Annotated in this window: 13 protein-coding genes and 1 riboswitch; of the genes, 2 read left to right on the top strand and 11 right to left on the bottom strand. The window is 68.7% G+C overall.

Annotated features, from left to right (window positions below; genetic code table 11):
• Positions 1 to 90 precede the first annotated feature (90 nt).
• Positions 91 to 1263 carry an isovaleryl-CoA dehydrogenase gene (locus JC881_RS28300; RefSeq protein ID WP_198789039.1) on the bottom strand — a complete coding sequence of 391 codons (1173 nt, stop codon included), beginning with the start codon at positions 1261 to 1263 and terminating at the stop codon, positions 91 to 93.
• 140 nt (positions 1264 to 1403) lie between these two features.
• Here JC881_RS28300 and JC881_RS28295 point away from each other — a divergent pair, with 140 nt between their 5' ends.
• Positions 1404 to 2432: an AraC family transcriptional regulator gene (locus JC881_RS28295; RefSeq protein WP_198789038.1), complete on the top strand. Its 1029-nt coding sequence runs from the start codon at positions 1404 to 1406 to the stop codon at positions 2430 to 2432.
• A 15-nt stretch (positions 2433 to 2447) separates the two neighbouring features.
• Here the strand turns inward: JC881_RS28295 and JC881_RS28290 are convergent, their stop codons facing one another.
• The 5 genes from JC881_RS28290 to JC881_RS28270 form a co-directional block, all read right to left on the bottom strand.
• Positions 2448 to 2774: a thioredoxin family protein gene (locus tag JC881_RS28290; RefSeq protein ID WP_198789036.1), complete on the bottom strand. Its 327-nt coding sequence runs from the start codon at positions 2772 to 2774 to the stop codon at positions 2448 to 2450.
• Between the two features lie 62 nt (positions 2775 to 2836).
• A complete protein-coding gene (locus tag JC881_RS28285; protein WP_198789034.1) occupies positions 2837 to 3529 on the bottom strand; it encodes an HAD family hydrolase in 693 nt (230 codons plus the stop codon).
• A 54-nt stretch (positions 3530 to 3583) separates the two neighbouring features.
• Positions 3584 to 5470 carry a phosphomethylpyrimidine synthase ThiC gene (gene thiC, locus JC881_RS28280; protein ID WP_198789032.1) on the bottom strand — a complete coding sequence of 629 codons (1887 nt, stop codon included), beginning with the start codon at positions 5468 to 5470 and terminating at the stop codon, positions 3584 to 3586.
• Positions 5471 to 5557: 87 nt separating this feature from the next.
• A riboswitch (TPP riboswitch) is annotated at positions 5558 to 5663 on the bottom strand.
• A 36-nt stretch (positions 5664 to 5699) separates the two neighbouring features.
• A complete protein-coding gene (locus JC881_RS28275) occupies positions 5700 to 6131 on the bottom strand; it encodes a YchJ family protein (protein ID WP_093442212.1) in 432 nt (143 codons plus the stop codon).
• 65 nt (positions 6132 to 6196) lie between these two features.
• Positions 6197 to 8017, bottom strand: coding sequence for an ATP-binding response regulator (locus JC881_RS28270; RefSeq protein WP_198789031.1), 1821 nt, complete (start codon positions 8015 to 8017; stop codon positions 6197 to 6199).
• Positions 8018 to 8131: 114 nt separating this feature from the next.
• Between JC881_RS28270 and JC881_RS28265 the strand changes: the two genes are divergently transcribed.
• Positions 8132 to 8866, top strand: coding sequence for a helix-turn-helix transcriptional regulator (locus tag JC881_RS28265; protein WP_198789030.1), 735 nt, complete (start codon positions 8132 to 8134; stop codon positions 8864 to 8866).
• A gap of 130 nt (positions 8867 to 8996) precedes the next feature.
• Here the strand turns inward: JC881_RS28265 and iaaH are convergent, their stop codons facing one another.
• The 5 genes from iaaH to JC881_RS28240 form a co-directional block, all read right to left on the bottom strand.
• Entirely contained in the window at positions 8997 to 10502 is a 1506-nt protein-coding gene (iaaH, locus tag JC881_RS28260; RefSeq protein WP_198789029.1) for an indoleacetamide hydrolase, read from the bottom strand.
• An 88-nt stretch (positions 10503 to 10590) separates the two neighbouring features.
• On the bottom strand, positions 10591 to 11421 hold the full coding sequence (locus JC881_RS28255) for a metallophosphoesterase (RefSeq protein ID WP_198789028.1): 831 nt from the start codon (positions 11419 to 11421) through the stop codon (positions 10591 to 10593).
• Positions 11418 to 13076, bottom strand: coding sequence for an alpha,alpha-trehalase TreF (gene treF, locus JC881_RS28250; protein ID WP_198789027.1), 1659 nt, complete (start codon positions 13074 to 13076; stop codon positions 11418 to 11420). Before treF ends, JC881_RS28255 begins: the two co-directional genes overlap by 4 nt.
• 86 nt (positions 13077 to 13162) lie before the next feature.
• Positions 13163 to 14293 carry an acyl-CoA dehydrogenase family protein gene (locus JC881_RS28245; protein WP_093442202.1) on the bottom strand — a complete coding sequence of 377 codons (1131 nt, stop codon included), beginning with the start codon at positions 14291 to 14293 and terminating at the stop codon, positions 13163 to 13165.
• 31 nt (positions 14294 to 14324) lie between these two features.
• Positions 14325 to 15575: a M20 family metallopeptidase gene (locus JC881_RS28240; protein WP_198789026.1), complete on the bottom strand. Its 1251-nt coding sequence runs from the start codon at positions 15573 to 15575 to the stop codon at positions 14325 to 14327.
• Positions 15576 to 15662 lie beyond the last annotated feature (87 nt).

The raw sequence follows: 15662 nt of genomic DNA, 5'->3' as shown, positions 1-15662 counted from the left end.
GGCAAGCGGCGCATGTTCATCGCAGTGCTTCATCGAACGCCGCTTGCCCCCATCCCTGCCCTCCCCCAGAGGGGGGAGGGAGAAAACAGCTTATGCGGTTTCTGCGAACAGCTCGCGACCGATCAGCATCCGGCGGATCTCGCTCGTGCCCGCGCCGATCTCGTACAGCTTGGCATCGCGCCACAACCGCTCGACTGGAAAGTCCTTCGTGTACCCCACGCCGCCCAGCGCCTGGATCGCCTCGCCGGCCATCCACGTCGCCTTCTCGGCCGAGTAGAGGATCGCGCCGGCCGCGTCCTTGCGGAAGGTGCGCGCATGGTCGTTGCGGTCGCAGGCCTTGCCCACGGCATACACGTAGGCGCGCGTGGCCTGCCATGTCGAATACATGTCCGCGAGCTTGCCCTGCATCAGCTGGAACTCGCCGATGCTCTGGCCGAATTGCTTGCGCTCGTGGACAAAGGGCAGCACCGCGTCCATGCACGCGGCCATGATGCCGAGCGGTCCGCCCGAGAGCACGGCGCGCTCGTAATCGAGGCCGCTCATCAGCACCTTCGCGCCTAGGCCTTCGCCGCCGAGCACGTTCTCTTCGGGCACTTCGCAGTTGTCGAAGAACAGCGGATAGGTGTTGGAGCCGCGCATGCCGAGCTTGTCGAGCTTCGTGCCGGCCGAAAAACCTTTGAAATTCTTTTCCACGATGAAGGCCGTCATGCCGCGCGCGCCCATCTCGGGCTCGGTCTTGGCGTAGATGACCAGCGTGTCGGCGTCGCCGCCGTTGGTGATCCACATCTTGCCGCCGTTGAGCACGTAGCAGCCGTTCTTCTTCTCGGCCTTGAGCTTCATGCTCACCACGTCGGAGCCGGCGTTGGGCTCGCTCATGGCCAGCGCGCCGACGTGCTCGCCGCTCACCAGCTTGGGCAGGTACTTCTTCTTCTGCGCATCGCTGCCGTTGCGGTGGATCTGGTTCACGCACAGGTTGGAGTGCGCGCCGTACGACAGGCCCACCGAGGCCGAGGCGCGCGAGACTTCTTCCATGGCCACGATGTGTGCCAGGTAGCCCAGCTCGGTGCCGCCGAACTCTTCCTTCACGGTCATGCCATGCAGGCCGAGCTCGCCGAGCTTTTGCCAGAGGTCGTGCGGGAACAGGTTGTCGCGGTCGATGTCGGCGGCGCGGGGCGCGATTTCGTTCGCGGCGAAGTCCTGGATGGCGCTGCGCAGCGAGTCGATGTCCTCGCCCAGGTCGAAGTTCAGGCCGGGATCGTGCATGTGTGTTGTCTCCTCTGAGGGGTCGGCGCGCAGGGCTGCCCACGCGGAATGGCGCTTGGAACCATTGCAGCTTACGCCTCGTCGCGCCGCAATTGGCGCCACAATGGTTGCAAATTGCGCCACGTCTTTCCCCTTCGACCATGACCTCGCCCGCCTTCCTGAAGCCCGCCCGCGCCGTCACCCCCATGGCCTTCGTGAGAGCCATCGCGAAGGGCTACGAGCGCTACGGCATGGACCCCGCCGAGGCTCTGAAGGCGGCACAGATCACGCCGCGCGAACTGGCCCGGCCCGGCGCGCGGGTGACGGCGGCGCAGTTCGAGGCGCTCTCGGAACACGCCATGCAGGAGCTGGACGACGAGGCCCTGGGCTGGTTCTCGCGGCGCCTGCCCTGGGGCAGCTACGGCATGCTGTGCCGCGCCTCGCTGACCTCGCCCGACCTGGGCGTGGCCATCAAGCGCTGGTGCCGCCACCACCGCCTGCTGACCGAGGACATCGGCCTCGCGCTCGAAGTGGCAGGCGGCGTGGCCACGCTGCGCATCACCGAGAACCGCCCGCTGGACGAGGCCTTCCGCGAGTTCTGCCTGGTCACGAGCCTGCGCTTCATGCACGGCTACATGTGCTGGGCGATCGACTCGCGCATCTCGCTGCGCAGCGCCACCTTTCCGTTCGCGGCGCCCTCGCACCGCGATGCCTATGCGCCGATGTTCACGCCCGAGGTTCGCTTCGATGCGCCGCAGGCCACGCTCAGCTTCGACGAGCGCTACCTCGCCCTGCCGCTGCAGCGCGACGAGCGCGCGCTGCGCACCATGCTCAAGCGCGCGCTGCCGCTCACCATCCTGCAATACCGCCGCGACCGCCTGCTGGGCCAGCGCGTGTGCGAGCTGCTGCGCTCGCGCGCCGCCGAGGCCACCACCGCCGAGGCGCTGGCAGGCCTCCTGAACGTGTCGGGGCGCACGCTGCACCGGCAGCTGCACGAGGAAGGCACGTCGCTGCAGACGTTGAAGAACGAGGTGCGCCACGAGCTCGCGGTGGAGCAGTTGCGCCGCACCAACCGGCCGATCAAGCAGGTGGCGCTGGCGGTGGGCTTTCGCAACGAGAAGAGCTTCTCGCGCGCGTTCCTGCAATGGACCGGGCATGCGCCGCGGGACTTCCGGGCGCAGGGGCTCTAGCGGCTGCGAAGGGGGTCAGGCCGGCTGCGCGATCTTCGCGAGCGCGTCGGCGATGGACTGGCTGTCTTCCGGCCGCACGAGCTTGGCGACTTCCTTGCCGTCGCGCATGAACACCAGCGTGGGCCAGAGCCGCACGTTGAACGAGCGGCCAAGCGGGCGACCGCTGCCGTCCTCGACCTTGATGCGCGGGATGTCCGGGTACTGCGCAAAGGCTTCGGCGATGTTCGGTTGCGCGGCCTTGCAGATGCCGCACCAGTTGGTGCCGAACTCGACCACGGCGGGGCCGGTGCGTGCGTCGATTTCGGCGCGGTCGGGCTGTTCTGTCTTGTATTCGGAGGTCATGGGCGGGGTTCCTTCGTTCCTGCGAATGAGGTGAAAACGGTACCGACCATTCCACCAGAAACTCAGGCCGCCTGCAGGCCAAAGCCCGATAGCAACGCCGGCAATTCGGCCATGTCGCTGAACACCCGCACCGCGCCCACGCTCAACAGCGGACCCGGGCCGCTGTGGCCCGATTCGCCCGTGCTGTAGCCGAACACCGTCGCACCCGCGGCCACGCCGGCCATCGCGCCGGTGACCGTGTCCTCGACGACGGCGCAGCGCCGGGGGTCCACGCCCAGCGCTTCGGCGGCGGCGAGGTACACGTCGGGGTGCGGCTTGGAGCGCGGCATTTCATGGCCGCTGAAGATACGCCCTTCGAAGCAGTCGAGCAGCCCGACCTTGGCCAGCTGCAGCTCGACCTTGTGGCGGTCCGCGCCCGAGGCGCAGGCGATGCGGCCCTTGAGCAGCGCGTGGATCTGGCGGATGGCCGCGGGGGCGTGGGGGATCGCGGTGAGGTCGCGTTCGAGCGCCTCGTTGCGCCGGGCCCGGAAGGTCTTGAGCCACTCGGGCGTGATGGCGAAGCCGGTCTTCGCTTCGATGAGGGGCGCCTCGTCCTTCACGGCCTTGCCGGTGAAGGTGTTCATCGCCTCTTCGGTGGTGAGGTGCCAGCCCAGCTCGCCGAGCATGTCGGCGAGCACGCGGTTGGTGATCGGTTCGGAGTCCACGAGGACACCGTCGCAGTCGAAGAGGACGGCGGCGAAAGGAAATGGGGTCATTGCGCTGGAGGGGTTCGGGGGAGTCCCCCATGGTAGCAACGACCCCCGGCGCACTCAGGACACGGCGCGTATCGGTATGTAGATCTCGCCGCCGCCCGCCATGAACTCCTTGGACTTTTCCTCCATCCCCTCGGCCATCGCTTCGGCCTCGGCCACGCCCTTCTTCGCCGCGTACTCGCGCACTTCCTGCGTGATCTTCATCGAGCAGAACTTGGGGCCGCACATCGAGCAGAAGTGCGCCACCTTGCTGGAGTCCTTCGGCAGCGTCTCGTCGTGGAATTCGCGCGCGGTGTCGGGGTCCAGGCCCAGGTTGAACTGGTCCTGCCAGCGGAATTCGAAGCGCGCCTTGCTCAGCGCATCGTCGCGCGACCGCGCCCCGGGGTGGCCCTTGGCCACGTCGGCCGCATGCGCCGCGATCTTGTACGCGATGATCCCTTGCTTGACGTCATCGCGGTCGGGCAACCCGAGGTGTTCCTTCGGTGTCACGTAGCACAGCATCGCGGTGCCGGCCCAGCCGATCATCGCGGCGCCGATGGCGCTGGAGATGTGGTCGTAGCCCGGCGCGATGTCGATCGTCAGCGGCCCGAGCGTGTAGAACGGCGCCTCGTGGCAGTGCTTGAGTTGCTCGTCCATGTTGGCCTGGATCATGTGCATCGGCACGTGGCCCGGGCCTTCGATCATGGTCTGCACGTCGTGCTTCCACGCGACCTGCGTGAGCTCGCCCAACGTGCGCAGCTCGGCGAACTGCGCCTCGTCGTTGGCATCGGCGCCCGAGCCCGGACGCAGGCCATCGCCCAGCGAGAAGCTCACGTCGTACGCCTTCATGATGTCGCAGATGTCCTCGAAGCGCTCGTAGAGAAAGCTCTCCTTGTGGTGCGCGATGCACCACTTGGCCATGATCGAGCCGCCGCGCGAGACGATGCCCGTCATGCGGTCGGCCGTCAGGTGAATGAACGGCAGCCGCACGCCCGCGTGGATCGTGAAGTAGTCGATGCCCTGCTCGGCCTGCTCGACCAGCGTGTCGCGGAAGATCTCCCAGGTGAGGTCCTCGGCCACGCCGCCCACCTTCTCCAGCGCCTGGTAGATCGGCACCGTGCCGATGGGCACCGGCGAGTTGCGCACGATCCAGTCGCGGGTGGTGTGGATGTTCTTGCCGGTCGACAGGTCCATCACGTTGTCCGCGCCCCAGCGGATCGCCCACACGAGTTTTTCGACCTCTTCCTCGATGCTCGAGGTGACGGCCGAGTTGCCGATGTTGGCGTTGATCTTCACCTTGAAGTTGCGGCCGATGGCCATCGGCTCGACTTCGGGATGGTTGATGTTGGCGGGAATGATCGCGCGGCCGCGGGCCACCTCGTCGCGCACGAATTCGGGCGTGATGATGCGCGGAATGCTCGCACCCATCGGGTTACCGGCCACGCGCTTGGCGCGCTCCTCGTTGGCGAGGTATTCGGCCATCCACTCGCGCTTGCCGTTCTCGCGCAGGGCGACGTATTCCATTTCCGGTGTGACGATGCCGCGGCGCGCGTAGTGCATCTGCGTGACGTTGGCGCCCGACTTCGCGCGGCGCGGCGTGCGCTGCAGCGCCGAGGCGCCGGCGCGCAGTTCGGCCAGGCGCTGGGCGTCGTGGTCGTGCGCGTGCTTCAGGCCCTCGTCGAGCGCCTGGTGCGAGCGGCCGTCGTAGATTTCGGTGTCGTTGCGCTCGGCGATCCACGCATCGCGCACGCCGGGCAGGCCGCGGCGCACGTCGATGTCGACCTTGGCATCGGTGTACGGGCCCGAGGTGTCGTAGAGCGACACCGTCTCGCCGTTGGTCAGCAGCACGTCGCGCACCGGCACGTTCAGGTCGGGCCGGCTGCCCGGGATCAGGCACTTGTGCGATGCGGGAAAGGGCTCGCGCGTGAGCGAGAGCAGGGAGGTGAACTTGTCGGGGGCATTCATGCGGGGCACTCCTTGTTGAGGGAAAGGGTGCTCCGCAATCGCTCGGTGGACTTGGGGCCGTCGCGGAAGGTGGGCGACGGGACCTGGGTCAGGGAGTGCAGCTCTTCTTACGCCGGTATGACCCGGATCAAGTTCGCGGGTCGGCAGCTTTGCCATCTCAGCACACCACGTGTGTGCACCCCGGAGCGAGGCCGATTGTGCGAGCCCCGGCCGGGCGCGTCAACCCGTGTCAGGCCACGGGGTGTTGCAGATCGCCTTCCAGGTAGTACCAGCGTTCGCCCTCTCGCACGAAGCGGCTGCGCTCGTGCAGGCGCGCGGCGGTGCCCGTGCTGCTGCGCTGGCGCGCGACGAATTCGACCTCGGCGTGGTCCGCATCGAGCACCGAGCGCGAGCGGATATCCAGCCCCAGCCACTTGACGCCCGGCTCGAACTCGATCGAGGCCGGCCGTTTCGATGCGTGCCAGGTGGCCAGCAGGTACTCGGCGCGCTGCAGCACGAAGGCCGAATAGCGCGAGCGCATCAGCGATTCGGCGTCGGGGGCGGGCGTGTTCTCGAAATCGTCGAGATAGCGGCCACAGCACAGGGCGTAGCCGATGGGCTTGTCGCGGCGGTCGGTGCGGCCGCAGGGGCAAGGTCCGGTGGTGGGATCGATGGCGCTCATGAAGACCGCTATTGGAACACCTCGCGGCGATCCCTCCGATGGGGCAACCCCGGAGCCAGGAGAAGCTAGCCGATGCGGCTCGCGGCAATGGCGTCCTGCAGCGCCCTTGCATCGGCCGGCTTGTAGATCAGCGCATAGCCCGCGCGCTCGACCTCCATCCGGTTGGCGTGGGCGGTTTCGCCGGTCAGGATGACCACGTTGCGCGCCTTGCCGACCGCCTGCAGCGCCTGCGCGGCCGCCAGGCCCGAGAGGCCGCTGCCCAGGCGCAGGTCGCTCAGCATCAGGTCGAACACGCCGCCGTGCTGCAGCGCCTCGCGCGGGTTGGCGGCCAGCGCCACCTCGTGGCCCCAGCCCGAGAGCAGCGAGCGCATCGCCTCGCGCACGGGCTGCTCGTCGTCGAGCACCAGGATGCGGACCGGGGCGCCCGCCAAGGGCCCGGCGAGCGCCAGGGCCGATTCGGTGGGCACAACGCCGGTCGGTGCGGGCGCCTCCTCCAGCACCAGCGAAAAGGTGCTGCCGCGCCCCGGCGCAGAGCGCACCTCGATGCGCGAGCCCATCACCCGCCCCATGCCGGCCACCAGCGACAGGCCCAGCCCGAGGCCGCGGCTGCGGTCGCGCCCGGGGTTGTCGACCTGGAAGAACTCCTCGAACACCTGTTCGCGGTGCTGCGCCTCGATGCCCACGCCCGAATCGCGCACCTCGATACGCCAGGCCGGCACGCCGCCCGGGGCGCGCTGCACCCGCCGCGCGAGCACGAGCACGGTGCCTTGGGGCGTGTACTTGATGGCGTTGTCCACCAGGTTGCCCAGCACGCGCGCAAGCATGCGCGCATCGGCGCGCACCACCGCCCCGGTCGGGCGGATGCGCAGCACGAGTCCCTTGGCGTCGGCCAGCGCGGCGAAACGGCCGTTGAGCGACGTGAACAAGGCGTCGAGACGCAACGGCTCCAGCCGCACCGGCGCCACGCCGCCATCGAGCTGCGCGATGTCCAGCAAGGCGTCGATGGAGCCGCGCAGCGCATCGACGCTGTCGCGCATGAAGCGCAGGTTGTCGGCGCTGGGCGCGCTGCGCGTGTCGAGCGCGTCCACGAAGATCGCCAGCGCGTGCATCGGCTGGCGCAGGTCGTGGTTGGCGGCCGCGAAGATGCGCGCGCGCTGCGCCGCCATCTGCGCCACATGGTCGAGCTGGCGCGACAGGGCCTCGGCCAGGCGCGCATTCTCGAAGCCGTTCTCGATGGATCGCACGATCAGCCGGTTCTGCTTGCGCGCATAGTGCAGCGACGCGAGCAACTGCGACACCGCCAGGCACCCCATGATCACCGGCACGCTGCCCGGCTCCAGCACCAGCCGCAGCGCCAGACTCAGGAACACTGGCACGCCGAAGCACACCGCGGCCAGCCACCACTGCGCGAGCGCGGCGATGATCACGCCGGTGGTGCCGCTCACGAAGAAGTACATCAGGAGGATGTAGGCAAGGTCGCCGTGCGGAAAGAAGAGCCACGGCGCCAGCGCCCACACCAGCCCCGGGAACAGCATGCGCAGCTCCAGCTGCCGGCGCGTGCGGGCGGCCGAGGCAACGTCGATGGCGTCGGGGTCCAGCCGGTGCAGGTGGCGGTGCATGTTCCACTGCATCGCATGCACCAGCACGGCCCACACCAGCGTGCCGCGGTTGCCGGTCAGCACGAGGAACATGCCCCAGAACACCGCCGCGATCATGGCCGCCGACAGCGGCGTGTCGCGCGTGTCGACGATGTAGGCGCGGGCCAGGCTCTGGTCGACCAGCGGGTCGGCGTTCGGCGCCTCGACCCAGTAGGCGCGCAGCCGTTGCCACGGGGATGCGGGAGGGGGCGCTTCGGGCGAAGGGGAAGAAGACGGTGTCGAAGACATGGGCGTACAGCCCGCGATTCTGCGCGCTCCCCGTGACGGCCCCGGGGCATCCACCCTTGGCGCGGCGCTTGCTAAACGTTAGCCTTACATGGCGACAACCAGAGCGAGGCGGCGATGTACCTGACAGGCTCCGAACAGCAGGCACTGCGCGGCGTTTTCACGCTGCTGGCGCAGGAGCGCGGCGAAAGCGACATCCGCGAGCGCCTGGGCTGGGCGCTGCTGGACCTGCTGCATGCGGACCAGTTCGCCTCCTTCGTGTGGAACGCCCAGAGCGGCCGTTTCGACGGCCGCGTGGCGCTCAACATGGACCCGGCCAACCTCGACCGCTACGGCGAATGGCACCAGCACCACGACCCGATCACCTTCGTGCTGCAGTCGCACCGCCGCGCCACGCGCGTGACCGATGTGATGCCGCAGCGCGAACTGATGCGCACGGAATTCTTCACCGACTTTCTCTCGCGCGACGGGCTGCACTGGGGCATGAACCTGCACGCCTTCGAGGGCGACCGCGCACTGGGCGACCTGCGCATCTGGCGGCGCAAGGGGCGCGGCGATTTCGGGGACCACGAGAAGGGGCTGCTCGACCTGATCGAGCCCGCGTTCATCGGTGCGCTGCAGCGTGCGCAGCGCACGGCGGCTGCCGTGCCGATGCCTGCGGAGACTTCATGGCATGCGTTGAGCGCACGCGAGCAGGACGTCGCACGCGCCGTGTGCGAAGGCCTCACCGACAAGGAGATCGCGCGGCGCATGGCGGTGAGCGTGCCGACGGTGCGCACCTACCTGCGGCGCATCTTCGACAAGCTCGGGATCGAGCGGCGATCGGCGCTGGCCGGGCTGTCCAAGCGCTGACGCGATTCACGATCCAGACCCCCGCCGTTCGGGCTGAGCTTGTCGAAGCCCTGCGCGGCGCTTCGACAAGCTCAGCGCGAACGGCCTTTCATTTTTCGAGCGCTGGTCGGTACGAAGCGGCGGAAACGCCCTACTTCGTGGGTGCCGGCAAACGTCCCAGCACGCCTTCCACCGCCATGCCCACGGCGAGCAGCTTGTGGTCGCTGCCGGCGGGCCCGTCGAGCTCCAGCCCGATGGGCAACCCGCTGGTCGCACCGAGTCCCGAGGGCAACTGCACACCCGGAATGCCGGCGTTGCTGCCGGGGTCGGTGTTCTGGATCAGCGCGCCGAAGTTCTCGGGGCTGCTGGCTTCGGGCGCGGCGGCCAGGGCCACGCGCGGCACCGTCGGGAACACGAGCGCATCGAGCTTGTTCTTCGCGAAGGTGTCGCGGTAGAGCTTCTGCAATGCGGGCCGCGCGACGCGCATCGCGTTGTCGTAGGCCGGCTTCGCATCGACCGTGCCGTTCGGCGCGGGGAGCTTGCGCGGGATCACGAAGGCCTCGAAGGTGCCCTTGACGTCAGGGCTCGCGATGCCGGCGGTGAGCTGCGCGATGTCGATGCCGGTGCGGTACTTCGAGAGGTACGCGACCATGTCGTCGTGCGCTTCGTACAGCGCGAGCGGGAAGCCTATGGCGCCGTTCAAGTCCATGAGTTTGGGCATCTCCACGTCCACCAGCGTGACGCCTGCCGCGCGCAGCTTGGCGAGGGCCGCATCGGTGGCGGCGCGCGTGTCGGCATCGAGGTTCGCGTAGAAGGCCGGCACCACGCCCAGGCGCACGCGCTTGAGATCGGCGGGCTTGATCGCAGCGCCGCCCGCGATCACGCGATCGAGCAGCGCGACATCGGCCATCGACTGCGCCATCGGGCCCGCGGTGTCGCGCGTGTGCGAGATCGGCGCGATGCCCTGCTGCGAGTAGCGGCCCATGCTCGGGCGCAGCGATGCGCAGCCATTGAACGCGCACGGAATGCGCACCGAGCCGCCCGTGTCGGTGCCCAGCGCCGCTGGCGCCATGCGCGCGCCGAGCGCCGCGCCGTTGCCCGACGACGATCCGCCCGCGATGCGGCTCGCGTCGTAGGCGTTGCGCACGCCGACCTCGGGGCCGGTCTGGAACGCGGGGTTGTAGCCCGTGACGCCGAAGGCCAGCTCGTGCATGTTGGTCTTGCCGAGGATGACCGCGCCCGCCGCGCGCAGCTTCGCGACCACGGGCGCATCGGCCGCGGGCACGAAGCCCTTGAGCGCGGGCGAGCCGGCCGTGGCGGGCAGGCCCTGCACCTGGATGTTGTCCTTGATGACGACCGGCAGCCCAGCCAGCGGCTTGCAGGCGCCGCCGCGCTTGCGCTGCGCATCGGCGGCGCGCGCGGCATTCAGCGCGCCGGCCTCGTCGAGCGTGACGAAGGCATTGAGGTTCGCCTTCGCCTTGGCCTGCGCGAGGTAGGCCGAGACCAGCTGCTCGCTGGTCACCGTGTCGGCGCACAGCTGCTGCACCGCATCGCTCGCGGTCAGCGTGGCGATGTCCACGGCGGCGGGCTGCGCTTGCGCGGATGCGCCGAGGCACAACAGGGCCGCGGCGAGGGAAACGGGTTTGAAGATGGACATGGCAAGGACCTCCGACGAAGAGATCGCCATGCTGCGCCGCCCGCGTGATCCTGTCTGTCATCGAAACCGATGACACGGCAGGGCGGCGCTACCGGAACATCACCCACTCGGGCCGCATGTTGAAACGCACCGGCAGGATGCTCACGCCCAGCCCGCTCGTCACGTACATGCGCCTGCCCTTGTGCGCGATCCAGCCGTAGGCCCACTCGCGCGGCGCGCGGCCCGGCACCACCAGCGCGCCGTAGCCCGGCACGCTGATCTGCCCGCCGTGCGTGTGCGAAGCGACCACCAGCCCCTGCGTGCGCGGCATGGTCGCGAAGCTGAAGGGGTCGTGCATCATGACCAGCGTCGCGGCGCCCTTGGGCACGCCGGCCAGTGCCTTGTCCGCCTCCGAATGGCCGGTCGAGTCGTCGCCGATGCCGACCACCCAGAGGTCGTGGCCCGGCAATCGCACCGAGGCGTTCTCCAGCACGCGGATGCCCTGCGCGGACAAGGCCTTGGCGGTGCGTTCGCCGTCGTGCCACCAGTCGTGGTTGCCGAGCACCGCGTACACGCCCTGCGGCGCCTTCAGGCGGCCGAGCACGGCGGCCATGTCCTCGATGGAGAACGCCTCGTCGTCGCCCGATCCCGCGAGGAAATCGCCGGGCAGCAGGATCACATCGGGCCGCGCCGCGTTGATCTCGTCGACGATGCGCGCGGCGCGCTCCGCGCTGGTGACGCGCCACGCCGAGCGCGTGGTGAGGTGCCAGTCGCCCGCCATCGCCACCTTGAGGCCGGCCGGCGGCTGCCACTGCGCCGAGCCCAGCGGCTCAATGCGTGCGGCGACCCAGCGCGGCTCGATGACGAAGCCCCAGGCCGCCAGCGTCGCGAGCACGAGTGCGGCGGCGATCCGGCCCCACGGGCGTTTGCGGGCCGTCAAGGGCGCTTCAATTCGGGATAGATCGTCATCAGCTGCATGGCCACGCCGTTGGTCCAGCCGAAGCCGTCCTGCAGCACGTACTCGCCGCCGCCGGCCTCGCCGCTGTTGTCGATCACGTTGTATTTCTCGACCAGCTTGCCGCTGCTGCCGTAGACCTGTTGCACCTTGCCCATCCAGCGCGTCGCGATGTCGCGCGCGAGCGCGTGCTGGCCATAGCGCCGGAGGCCGTCCACCGCGACCCATTGCAGCGGTGCCCAGCCGTTGGGTGCATCCCATTGCTGGTCGGTGGGGGTCGGCGTCGTCACGAGGCCATAGGGCTTCAGCAGTTCCTTGCTTGTCCACTCGGCCACACGCGCCGCCTGCGCCGGTTCCGCGAGGCCGACGAACAGCGGGTACAGCGTGGCGGCGCCCGGCCGGCCGGTCGGCTGCTGCTTGATCCACTGGTAGTCCACGTAGTGGCCGCCGGCTTCGTTCCACAAGTATTTCTGCACAGCCAGACGCCGGCGTTCGGCACGCTGCGTGAAATCGGTGCTGCAGGCGGCGTCCCGCACGCGCTCGCAGCCCAGGCGGATCGCGTTCTCCAGGCCGTACAGCAGGCTGTTCAGGTCCACGGGCACGACCGCGGTGGTCTCGATGGTGGCCAGCGTCTTGCCGTCGGCGAACCAGCGGCTGCTGAAGTCCCATCCGCTCTCCGCGGCGGCGCGCAGGTCGCGATAGACCTCGGCGGGGGGGCGGCTGCTCTTCTTCGCCAGCGCGACATCTTCCGCATACGACTCGTCGCGCGGCACGGCGCGGTCGTCGTAGTAGCGGTTCAGCACGCTGCCGTCGGCCAGCGCCACCACGCGGCGGTGCGCGGTGCCGGGCTTGAGGCCCTTCGCGCCCTCCATCCAGAACGCGTACTCGCGCTGCAGTTGCGGCAGGTAGCGCGCATACGCGCCGGCCTCGTCCTGCGTGGACAGGAGGCCGACCATCTTGAAATAGAACGGCGGCTGCGAGCGGCTCAGGTAGTAGCTGCGATTGCCGTTCGGGATGTGGCCGTAGCGGTCGATCAGGCTCGCGAAATTGCCGACCATGTCGCGTATCGCGCGCGGCTCGCCGTTCTGCAGCAGGCCCAGCATGGTGAAGTACGAGTCCCAGTAGTACACCTCGCGAAAGCGCCCGCCGGGCACCACGTAGGGCCCGGGCAAGGGCAGCAGCGAGGAACCGGCGGCGGGCTTGCGCGGCTGCTGCGTCAGGTGCGGCCAGAGGCTGGCGATGTGCTGCGAGAGCGATTGCGAACGATCGCTGACGTAGGCGTCGCCGTTGTCCTGCGGCAGATTGAAATGCCGCTGCACGAAGGCGGACAGATCGAAACCGGGTCGGTCTTTTTCGCGCTTGTATTGCGCGGCGACGGCGGCGGGCGAACTCTTGGGCACGGCATCGACGAAAGTCTTGCCGTCCTTGAAGACCTGCCCCAGCTGCACCGCGGCGAACAGCTCCGGATACAGCGCGGAAGGCGGCGCCGGGTACGCCGCGGCGGGCCTGGAAGCGACGAGTACTTCCGCATTCGCCGGCGCATCGAACGCGCCGAATGCGAGGCCGGCCGCCAGCGCCGCAGCCGCAACGATCGAGAAGCCCGGGCGACGGTGCGGCGTGGCCGCGACTGCCTGAGTCATGTCTGTCTCCCCTTGGTTGGTCAAGGGAAACTCTACATGACAGGTCGCGGCCCGCGACCGTCACCCTGCCGCGCGGCGGGGCTTCGTCAGGCCAGCGCGCGCTGAATCAAAAGCTTCTGGATGTCCGAGGTGCCTTCGTAGATCTGGCACACGCGCACGTCGCGGTAGATGCGCTCGAGCGGAAAGTCGTTCACGTAGCCGTAGCCGCCCAGCGTCTGGATCGCGGCGCTGCACACGCGCTCGGCCATCTCGCTCGCGAAGAGCTTGGCCATGGCCGCTTCCTTCAGGCACGGCAGGCCCGCATCGCGCAGGCTCGCGGCGTGCCAGATCAGCTGGCGCGCGGCTTCCAGCTGCGTCGCGCATTCGGCGAGGCGAAAGCCCACGGCCTGCTGGTCGAAGATCGAGCCGCCGAAGGCCTGGCGCTCCTTGGCATAGGCCAGCGCCACGTCGAACGCGCTGCGCGCCATGCCCACGCTCTGCGCGGCGATGCCGATGCGCCCGCCCTCGAGCGCGCCGAGCGCGATCTTGTAGCCCTCGCCTTCAGCACCGATGAGGTTTTCCGCCGGGATGCGGCAGCCGTCGAAGTTGATCTGCGCGGTGTCGCTGCTGTGCTGGCCGAGCTTGTCTTCCAGGCGCGCGACGGCGTAGCCGGGCGCGTCGGTGGGCACGATGAAGGCGCTCATGCCGCGCTTGCCCGCGCCCTTGTCGGTGACCGCGATGACGATCGCGACCTGCCCGTTCTTGCCGCTGGTGATGAACTGCTTGACGCCGTCGATCACGTAGCCGTCGCCGTCCTTGCGCGCGGTGGTGCGCAGGCTCGACGCATCGCTGCCGGCCTGCGGTTCGGTCAGGCAGAAGGCGCCGAGCATCTGGCCCTGCGCGAGCGGCTCGAGCCATTTCTTCTTCTGCTGCGCGTTGCCGTAGCGCATGAGGATCGCGTTGACCGGGCAGTTGGTCACGCTGATCGCGGTGCTGGTGCCGCCGTCGCCGGCCGCGATTTCCTCGAGCACCAGCGCGAGCGTGAGGTAGTCCAGGCCCGCGCCGCCGTGCTCCTCGGGCACGCAGATGCCGTAGGCGCCCAGCGCCGCGAGGCCCTGGTGCGCCTCTTTCGGAAAGCTGTGTTCGCGGTCCCACTTGGGGGCGTTGGGCCAGAGTTCGGCTTGCGAGAAATCGCGCACCGCGTCGCGGATGGCTTCCTGGTCGGCACTGAGCAGCATGGTGTGTCTCCTTCTTCTTTCTTCTTCGTGCTTACTTGCCCGAGCCCAGATCCATGATCAGGCGCGCGGCCATATACAGGCGGCGCGGAATGCTGCTGATGTCCACGTACTCGGCCTTGTCGCTGTGATAACCGAAGCCCGGCAGGCCCAGGCTCTCGATCACCGGCTTGCCCGAGAGCGCGGCATAGGCCGCATCGGTGCCGCCGCCCGTGCGCTCTTCCACGCCGAGGGTGCCGCCGGCTTCCTTGTAGAAGGCCACGGCCTTGTCGACCAGCTTCTTGCCGCCTTCGCCCGCATTGAAGGCCGGGCGGCCACGCGTGACCAGCACCTTGACCTCGGCCTCGGGCAGCTTCTTTTGCTGCGCCTTTTCTTCGAGCGTCTTCATCGCGGCGTCGAAGTCTTCGTTGCGCGCATAGCGCACGTCGGCATTCAGCGTGGCGCTGGCCGGGATGATGTTCGACACGTTGCCGGCCTTGGCGATGGTCCAGTTGAAGCGCAGGTTCTTCGCCTTGTCGTCGATGCTCATCGTGCGCAGCACGAGGTCCGACGCCTCGACCAATGCATTGACGCCCAGCTCGGGCGCCGCGCCCGCGTGCGAGGCCTTGCCGGTGATGTTGACCTGCACGTAGGCGATGCCCGAGGTGCCCAGCGAGAGCTTCTCGTCGCCCGCGCCGGTGGGCTCGAACGAGAGCACGTAGTCGGCGAGCTTGGCCTCTTCCTGGATGAGGTCTCGCGAGCCGAAGGAGCCCTTCTCCTCGTCGGTGTTGAAGAGCACGGTGATGGTGCCGTAGTCGCGCACGCCGTAGTCCTTCAGCAACTTGAGCGTGTGCAGGATGACCGCGTTGCCGCCCTTGTCGTCGGCAATGCCGGGGCCGTAGGCCTTGTCGCCCTCGACCTTGAACGGCGCCTTGGCGAGCGTGCCCTTCAGGTACACGGTGTCCATGTGCGAGAGCAGCAGCAGGTTCTTGCCGCCGCGGCCCTTGAGCTTGCCGATGATGTTGTCGCCGACCACGATGCCGGCCGACTTGCTGCGCGTGACGGTGAAGCCCAGCGTCTTGAGTTCGCCTTCGAGGTAGTTGCCGGCGGCCGCGATGCCTTCGGCGTCACCGGTGCCGGTCTCGATGTTGACGAGTTTTTCCAGCGTCTTGACGACCGCGGGCTGCTCGTCGGTGGCGGCCTGGAACAGCACGTTGTCGCGCTTTTGCGCCCAGCTGGCGGCAGGCGCCAGGAAGGCGGTGGCCAGCAGGGTGGCCAGGGCGGTACGGTGGATGGATGGGCGCATGAAATTTCCTGCTCTGACGCAATATCGATTGTTGAAATGCCGGATGGCGAAAGCCGGCGCGCCCTCCCTCGGACGCCGCCGGCCCGG

Source organism: Variovorax sp. IB41 (assembly GCF_016405905.1).
Classification (GTDB): domain Bacteria; phylum Pseudomonadota; class Gammaproteobacteria; order Burkholderiales; family Burkholderiaceae_C; genus Variovorax.
Note: the sequence above shows the minus strand (reverse complement) of the source record. Positions and strands in the feature narration are given on the sequence as shown.